This window comes from Pantoea sp. ANP04, from assembly GCF_041982285.1.
In the GTDB taxonomy this organism is placed as follows: Bacteria; Pseudomonadota; Gammaproteobacteria; order Enterobacterales; family Enterobacteriaceae; genus Pantoea; species Pantoea eucalypti.
This window is the reverse complement of record NZ_JAUTYS010000022.1, coordinates 21,988-28,295: the sequence shown is the minus strand read 5'-3', so window position 1 is coordinate 28,295 and position 6,308 is coordinate 21,988. Positions and strand designations below refer to the sequence as shown.

Sequence of the window (6,308 nt, the reverse complement as noted above, 5' to 3'; positions counted from 1 at the left end):
GACAACATCAAAATGGTTGTTACCCTGATCCACCCAATCGCAATGGACGAAGGTCTGCGCTTCGCAATCCGCGAAGGCGGCCGTACCGTTGGCGCGGGTGTTGTTGCTAAAGTTATCGCTTAATTGTTATATCTGCTGTAGTCGTGCAAACGGCCACTGCAACACAGATAAAAGAGCACTTCGGTGCTCTTTTTTTTTGCTCTGAATAAGCCATAACCCTGCAAAGGGTGGGTTTGAAATAAAAACTATTCGCATTTACACTGTGTATAGAAAATGTACCAGAGTGATGAATCAATGTACGTCTGCCTTTGTAATGCCATCAGTGATAAAACCCTTCGTGAAGTCGTGCGTCGCTATCAGCCTGAGTCTATCCAGCAACTGCGTCAGTTTGTGCCAGTAGGCAAACAATGCGGCAAATGCGTTCGTGCTGCGCGTGAAATCCTGGATGAAGAGATGCAAAATCCGCCACTCTATAAAGAGATAGCCTGACGAACATCGGTGTGTGAATACCCACAATATCTGTCACGCTTTTTTGACTTCTTTTTAACCGCATCTACGCTCTAATAAATCAGACGCGGAGGGTTAACAATGAAGGGTGATATCAAAGTTATTAGTCATCTCAATAAACTGCTTGGAAATGAACTGGTTGCTATCAACCAGTACTTTCTGCATGCACGCATGTTTAAAAACTGGGGACTGATGCGCCTCAATGATGTGGAGTATCACGAATCAATCGATGAGATGAAGCATGCTGACAAATATATTGAGCGCATTCTTTTTCTTGAAGGCATTCCAAATCTTCAGGATCTGGGACGTCTGCGTATTGGAGAAGACGTTGAGGAGATGCTGAGTTCAGACCTGAATCTGGAGCTGGAAGGCGCTAAAGATCTTCGTGAAGCGATCTCCTATGCTGATAAAGTTCATGATTACGTCAGCCGTGACATGATGATTGAAATCCTGGCGGATGAAGAACACCACATCGACTGGATTGAGACGGAGCTTGAGCTCATCCAGAGGATGGGCATCCAGAACTATTTGCAGGCTCAAATCAAAGAAGAGTGAACCGCGCCTGAAGTACAAGCATCACCCAGCCCGCAATGGCCAGGAACGGCCCAAAGGGTAGCGGGCTGTCCATCTGGACTACGCCCCGTCGTTGCAACATCACGATGGTCGCTAACGCCAGAACTGTAGCACCCAGCGCAATCCAGGGTAATGCCTGCCAGCCACAGCAGGCACCTAGCGCTGCAAAAAGCTTGATATCGCCATAGCCTAATCCTTCAAACCCCCTTACCAGCCGATAGCCCCAGGCAAGCAGCCACAACGCACAGTATCCAGTCAGGGCGCCCCATATCGCCGCTGTTTCATTTCCGGTTAGTGAGGCGTGCAGTAATCCCAGCCAGAGCAGCAGATAGCTCAGCGGGTCGGGTATACAGTAGTGGCGACAATCAATAGCCGCCACCAGTAGCAACAGGCCAGAGGCCGCAATAATAAAAATCGCGTCTGCAGAATGGGTAAAGCTTTGTAGCACCAGCAGACAGAGCATTGCAGTCAGACATTCCATGACAAAGCTCGATTCGCTGAATAGCTGATTGCAGAAACGACACCGTCCTTTTAAGACTGGCCAGCTGACCAGAGGCAGTTTATCGCGCCATAGCAGGCGCTGCTGACAATGGGTGCACCGTGACCCGGGGAAGCAGAGTGAGGCAAACCACTGGTCAGGAGGGAGGGCAGGAGAGAAGCGCGCACAGGCCAGAGACAGAAAGCTTCCTAATGCACCTCCGCCAGCCAGAACAGCGATTTGAGTAATAAAGGGCAGGGACATGGTTATGCTCCAGGTAAAAGGTGACGAACACTCTCACCGGCTTGCTGTTCTGTGTCATCTGCGAATGAGGAACCCCGGAAATGTGCTCACAATTGAATCCATGATTTATCAGCCTTAAAGCAGTTCACTGCGACGCGCGCCTCACACGTCGGCCACTATTTAGCAGGGAAAAGCGCAACACGGGTTGCTTCCTGAACAGATTTACGTATAATGCGCGGGCCTGCAGATATTGCAGGCGCGATTCGAGCAGAATCGCAGACGGCTGAATTTTAGGCCGCCTGACAATACTCCCAATTGTGGAGTTATATGCTGAACGATTACACTCTCCCATCAATCGTAATGGGCTCGAGTAGTAATTTTTTTCGTCTATAAAAAGTTTGGAGCTCTGGTCTCATGCAGAACCAAAGAATCCGTATCCGTCTTAAAGCGTTTGATCATCGTCTGATCGATCAATCAACCGCGGAAATCGTTGAGACCGCCAAGCGCACTGGTGCGCAGGTTCGTGGTCCAATCCCGCTGCCAACCCGCAAAGAGCGTTTTACTGTTCTGATCTCTCCGCACGTTAACAAAGATGCGCGTGATCAGTACGAAATCCGCACTCACAAGCGTCTGGTAGACATCGTTGAGCCAACTGAAAAAACCGTTGATGCTCTGATGCGTCTGGATCTGGCTGCCGGTGTTGACGTGCAGATCAGCCTGGGTTAATCAGGTCATCGAGCGATTGAGAGGTTGAAACAATGATTGGTTTAGTCGGTAAAAAAGTGGGCATGACCCGCATCTTCACTGAAGATGGCGTTTCTATCCCCGTCACCGTAATCGAAGTTGAAGCGAACCGCGTTACTCAGGTCAAAGGCCTGGAAAACGATGGTTACCAGGCAATTCAGGTTACCACCGGTGCTAAAAAAGCAAACCGTGTGACCAAACCTGAAGCTGGTCATTTTGCTAAAGCTGGCGTTGAAGCTGGCCGTGGCCTGTGGGAATTCCGCACCGCTGAAGGTGAAGAATACTCTGTAGGTCAGAGCATCAGCGTTGAAATTTTCGCTGAAGTTAAAAAAGTTGACGTAACCGGTACCTCTAAAGGTAAAGGTTTCGCCGGTACCGTTAAGCGCTGGAACTTCCGTACCCAGGACGCTACTCACGGTAACTCCTTGTCTCACCGCGTTCCGGGTTCAATCGGTCAGAACCAGACTCCGGGCAAAGTGTTCAAAGGCAAGAAAATGGCAGGTCAGCTGGGTAATGAGCGCGTAACCGTTCAGAGTCTGGACGTGGTACGTGTTGACGCTGAGCGCAACCTGCTGCTGGTTAAAGGTGCAGTTCCCGGTGCTACCGGTAGCGACCTGATCGTTAAACCAGCTGTGAAGGCGTAAGGGGATAGCAATGGAATTAGTATTGAAAGACGCGCAGAGCGCGCTGACTGTTTCCGAAACTACCTTCGGTCGTGATTTCAACGAAGCGCTGGTTCACCAGGTTGTTGTTGCTTACGCATCTGGCGCCCGCCAGGGTACTCGTGCGCAGAAAACTCGCGCCGAAGTAACTGGTTCAGGCAAAAAGCCATGGCGTCAAAAAGGCACCGGCCGTGCGCGTGCAGGTTCTGTAAAGAGCCCAATCTGGCGTTCAGGTGGTGTGACCTTTGCTGCGAAGCCACAGGACCACAGTCAAAAAGTTAACAAAAAGATGTACCGCGGCGCGCTGAAAAGCATCCTGTCCGAACTGGTACGTCAAGATCGTCTGATCGTTGTCGAATCATTTGCTGTAGAAGCACCGAAAACCAAGCTGCTGGTACAGAAACTGAAAGACATGGCTCTGGAAGACGTGCTGATCATCACCGGTGAACTGGATGAGAATCTGTTCCTGGCTGCGCGTAACCTGTACAAGGTTGACGTGCGTGATGCATCCGGTATCGACCCAGTTAGCCTGATCGCCTTCGACAAAGTCGTTATGACTGCTGATGCAGTTAAGCAAGTTGAGGAGATGCTGGCATGATCCGTGAAGAACGTCTGCTGAAAGTACTGCGCGCGCCGCACGTATCTGAAAAAGCATCTAGCGCGATGGAAAAAACCAATACCATCGTTCTCAAAGTTGCTAATGACGCGACCAAAGCAGAGATCGTTGCTGCTGTTGAGAAACTGTTCGAAGTAGAAGTTAAAGACGTAAACACCCTGGTAGTTAAGGGCAAAGTTAAGCGTCAAGGACAGCGTATCGGTCGTCGTAGCGACTGGAAAAAAGCTTACGTCACCCTGAAAGAAGGCCAGAATCTGGACTTCGCTGGCGGCGCTGAGTAAGTCGGAGGAGAAAGACAATGGCAGTTGTTAAATGTAAACCGACATCTCCGGGTCGTCGCCATGTAGTTAAAGTGGTAAACGCGGAGCTGCACAAGGGCAAACCATTCGCCCCGCTGGTAGAAAAAAACAGCAAATCCGGTGGCCGTAACAACAATGGTCGTATCACTACCCGTCATATCGGTGGTGGTCACAAGCAGGCTTACCGTATTGTTGACTTCAAACGCAACAAAGATGGTATCCCGGCAGTTGTTGAACGTCTTGAGTACGATCCGAACCGCTCTGCGAACATCGCACTGGTTCTGTACAAAGACGGCGAGCGCCGTTACATCCTGGCCCCTAAAGGCCTGAAAGCCGGCGACCAGATTCAATCTGGCGTTGATGCTGCGATCAAAGCAGGTAACACTCTGCCGATGCGTAACATCCCGGTGGGTTCAACCGTGCATAACGTAGAAATGAAACCAGGCAAAGGCGGTCAGATTGCTCGCTCAGCTGGTGCTTACGTGCAGATCGTTGCTCGTGAAGGTTCTTACGTTACCCTGCGTCTGCGTTCAGGTGAAATGCGTAAAGTCGAGTCTGACTGCCGCGCAACACTGGGCGAAGTCGGCAACGCTGAGCACATGCTTCGCGTTCTGGGTAAAGCCGGTGCAGCCCGTTGGCGTGGTGTTCGTCCGACCGTTCGTGGTACCGCGATGAACCCAGTTGATCACCCGCACGGTGGTGGTGAAGGTCGTAACTTTGGTAAGCACCCGGTAACTCCGTGGGGCGTTCAGACCAAAGGTAAGAAGACCCGTAGCAACAAGCGTACCGATAAGTTTATCGTACGTCGCCGTAGCAAATAATATTAGAGGATAAGCCATGCCACGTTCTCTCAAGAAAGGTCCTTTTATTGACCTGCACTTGCTGAAGAAGGTAGAGAAAGCGGTGGAAAGCGGTGACAAGAAGCCTTTGCGCACTTGGTCCCGTCGTTCAACGATCTTTCCTAACATGATCGGTTTGACCATCGCTGTCCATAATGGTCGTCAGCACGTTCCTGTCTTTGTTTCCGACGAAATGGTTGGTCACAAACTGGGTGAATTCGCGCCGACACGTACTTATCGCGGTCACGCGGCTGATAAAAAAGCCAAGAAGAAATAAGTAGGAGGAAGAGATGGAAACTTTAGCTCAACATCGCCACGCTCGTTCTTCTGCTCAGAAGGTTCGCCTTGTTGCTGACCTGATTCGCGGTAAGAAAGTGTCGCAGGCACTGGACATTTTGACCTACACCAATAAGAAAGCGGCTGTACTGGTCAAAAAAGTTCTGGAATCTGCCATTGCTAACGCCGAACACAACGATGGCGCTGATATCGACGATCTGAAAATCACGAAAATTTTCGTTGATGAAGGTCCGACCATGAAACGCATTATGCCGCGTGCCAAAGGTCGTGCAGATCGCATCCTGAAGCGCACCAGCCACATTACTGTGGTTGTGTCCGATCGCTGAGACTCTGGAGACTAGCAATGGGTCAGAAAGTACATCCTAATGGTATTCGCCTGGGTATTGTAAAACCATGGAACTCTACCTGGTTTGCGAACACCAATGAATTCGCTGACAACCTGGACAGCGATTTTAAAGTACGTCAGTTCCTGACTAAGGAACTGGCTAAAGCATCTGTCTCTCGTATCGTTATCGAGCGTCCTGCGAAGAGCATCCGTGTGACTATTCACACCGCTCGTCCGGGCATCGTCATCGGTAAGAAAGGCGAAGATGTAGAAAAACTGCGCACGGTCGTCGCGAAAATCGCTGGCGTTCCTGCACAGATTAATATCGCCGAAGTCCGCAAGCCGGAACTGGACGCGAAACTGGTAGCTGACAGCATCACTTCACAGCTGGAGCGTCGTGTGATGTTCCGTCGTGCTATGAAGCGTGCGGTTCAGAACGCCATGCGTCTTGGCGCGAAGGGTATTAAAGTCGAAGTTAGCGGCCGTCTGGGTGGCGCCGAGATCGCACGTACCGAATGGTATCGTGAAGGTCGCGTGCCATTGCACACACTGCGTGCTGACATTGACTACAACACCTCTGAAGCGCACACCACTTATGGTGTAATCGGCGTTAAGGTATGGATCTTCAAAGGTGAGATCCTGGGTGGTATGGCTGCTGTTGAACAACCGGAACCGGCTGCTCAACCTAAAAAGCAGCAGCGTAAAGGCCGTAAGTAAGGAGAGTC

11 protein-coding genes and 1 pseudogene are annotated in these 6,308 nt (G+C 50.7%); 11 read left to right on the top strand and 1 reads right to left on the bottom strand.

Features of this window, described 5'->3' with window-relative positions; translation table 11 throughout:
- From tuf to bfr, 3 genes and pseudogenes are all read left to right on the top strand, one after another.
- Nucleotides 1-123: pseudogene (gene tuf / locus Q7C21_RS21660) on the top strand (elongation factor Tu); the annotation flags it as partial.
- A 171-nt stretch (nucleotides 124-294) separates the two neighbouring features.
- The gene (gene bfd / locus Q7C21_RS21655; protein WP_008927140.1) at nucleotides 295-489 is read left to right on the top strand and encodes a bacterioferritin-associated ferredoxin; all 195 of its coding nucleotides are present in this window, start codon (nucleotides 295-297) and stop codon (nucleotides 487-489) included.
- 99 nt (nucleotides 490-588) lie between these two features.
- Nucleotides 589-1,062 carry a bacterioferritin gene (bfr, locus tag Q7C21_RS21650; protein WP_008927139.1) on the top strand — a complete coding sequence of 158 codons (474 nt, stop codon included), beginning with the start codon at nucleotides 589-591 and terminating at the stop codon, nucleotides 1,060-1,062.
- Here the strand turns inward: bfr and Q7C21_RS21645 are convergent.
- Nucleotides 1,049-1,822, bottom strand: a complete 774-nt coding sequence (locus Q7C21_RS21645) for an A24 family peptidase (protein WP_003850715.1) — start codon at nucleotides 1,820-1,822, stop codon at nucleotides 1,049-1,051. The genes bfr and Q7C21_RS21645 overlap by 14 nt on opposite strands.
- Nucleotides 1,823-2,215: 393 nt before the next feature.
- Between Q7C21_RS21645 and rpsJ the strand changes: the two genes are divergently transcribed.
- Genes rpsJ through rpsC form a run of 8 tightly spaced genes read left to right on the top strand, consistent with a single transcriptional unit; the run spans nucleotide 2,216 to nucleotide 6,300 of the window.
- Nucleotides 2,216-2,527, top strand: coding sequence for a 30S ribosomal protein S10 (gene rpsJ, locus Q7C21_RS21640; protein ID WP_001181005.1), 312 nt, complete (start codon nucleotides 2,216-2,218; stop codon nucleotides 2,525-2,527).
- Nucleotides 2,528-2,559: 32 nt separating this feature from the next.
- The gene (gene rplC / locus Q7C21_RS21635) at nucleotides 2,560-3,189 is read left to right on the top strand and encodes a 50S ribosomal protein L3 (protein WP_003850712.1); all 630 of its coding nucleotides are present in this window, start codon (nucleotides 2,560-2,562) and stop codon (nucleotides 3,187-3,189) included.
- Between the two features lie 10 nt (nucleotides 3,190-3,199).
- Nucleotides 3,200-3,805: a 50S ribosomal protein L4 gene (gene rplD / locus Q7C21_RS21630; RefSeq protein WP_003850711.1), complete on the top strand. Its 606-nt coding sequence runs from the start codon at nucleotides 3,200-3,202 to the stop codon at nucleotides 3,803-3,805.
- The gene (rplW, locus tag Q7C21_RS21625) at nucleotides 3,802-4,104 is read left to right on the top strand and encodes a 50S ribosomal protein L23 (RefSeq protein ID WP_003850708.1); all 303 of its coding nucleotides are present in this window, start codon (nucleotides 3,802-3,804) and stop codon (nucleotides 4,102-4,104) included. Before rplD ends, rplW begins: the two co-directional genes overlap by 4 nt.
- A gap of 17 nt (nucleotides 4,105-4,121) precedes the next feature.
- Nucleotides 4,122-4,943, top strand: coding sequence for a 50S ribosomal protein L2 (gene rplB / locus Q7C21_RS21620; protein ID WP_008927137.1), 822 nt, complete (start codon nucleotides 4,122-4,124; stop codon nucleotides 4,941-4,943).
- Between the two features lie 16 nt (nucleotides 4,944-4,959).
- Nucleotides 4,960-5,238 carry a 30S ribosomal protein S19 gene (rpsS, locus tag Q7C21_RS21615; protein ID WP_001138115.1) on the top strand — a complete coding sequence of 93 codons (279 nt, stop codon included), beginning with the start codon at nucleotides 4,960-4,962 and terminating at the stop codon, nucleotides 5,236-5,238.
- Nucleotides 5,239-5,251: 13 nt separating this feature from the next.
- Nucleotides 5,252-5,584 (top strand): 50S ribosomal protein L22, encoded by a 333-nt coding sequence (gene rplV / locus Q7C21_RS21610; protein WP_008927136.1) that lies wholly within the window; start codon nucleotides 5,252-5,254, stop codon nucleotides 5,582-5,584.
- 17 nt (nucleotides 5,585-5,601) lie between these two features.
- On the top strand, nucleotides 5,602-6,300 hold the full coding sequence (gene rpsC / locus Q7C21_RS21605; RefSeq protein ID WP_008927135.1) for a 30S ribosomal protein S3: 699 nt from the start codon (nucleotides 5,602-5,604) through the stop codon (nucleotides 6,298-6,300).
- Nucleotides 6,301-6,308 lie beyond the last annotated feature (8 nt).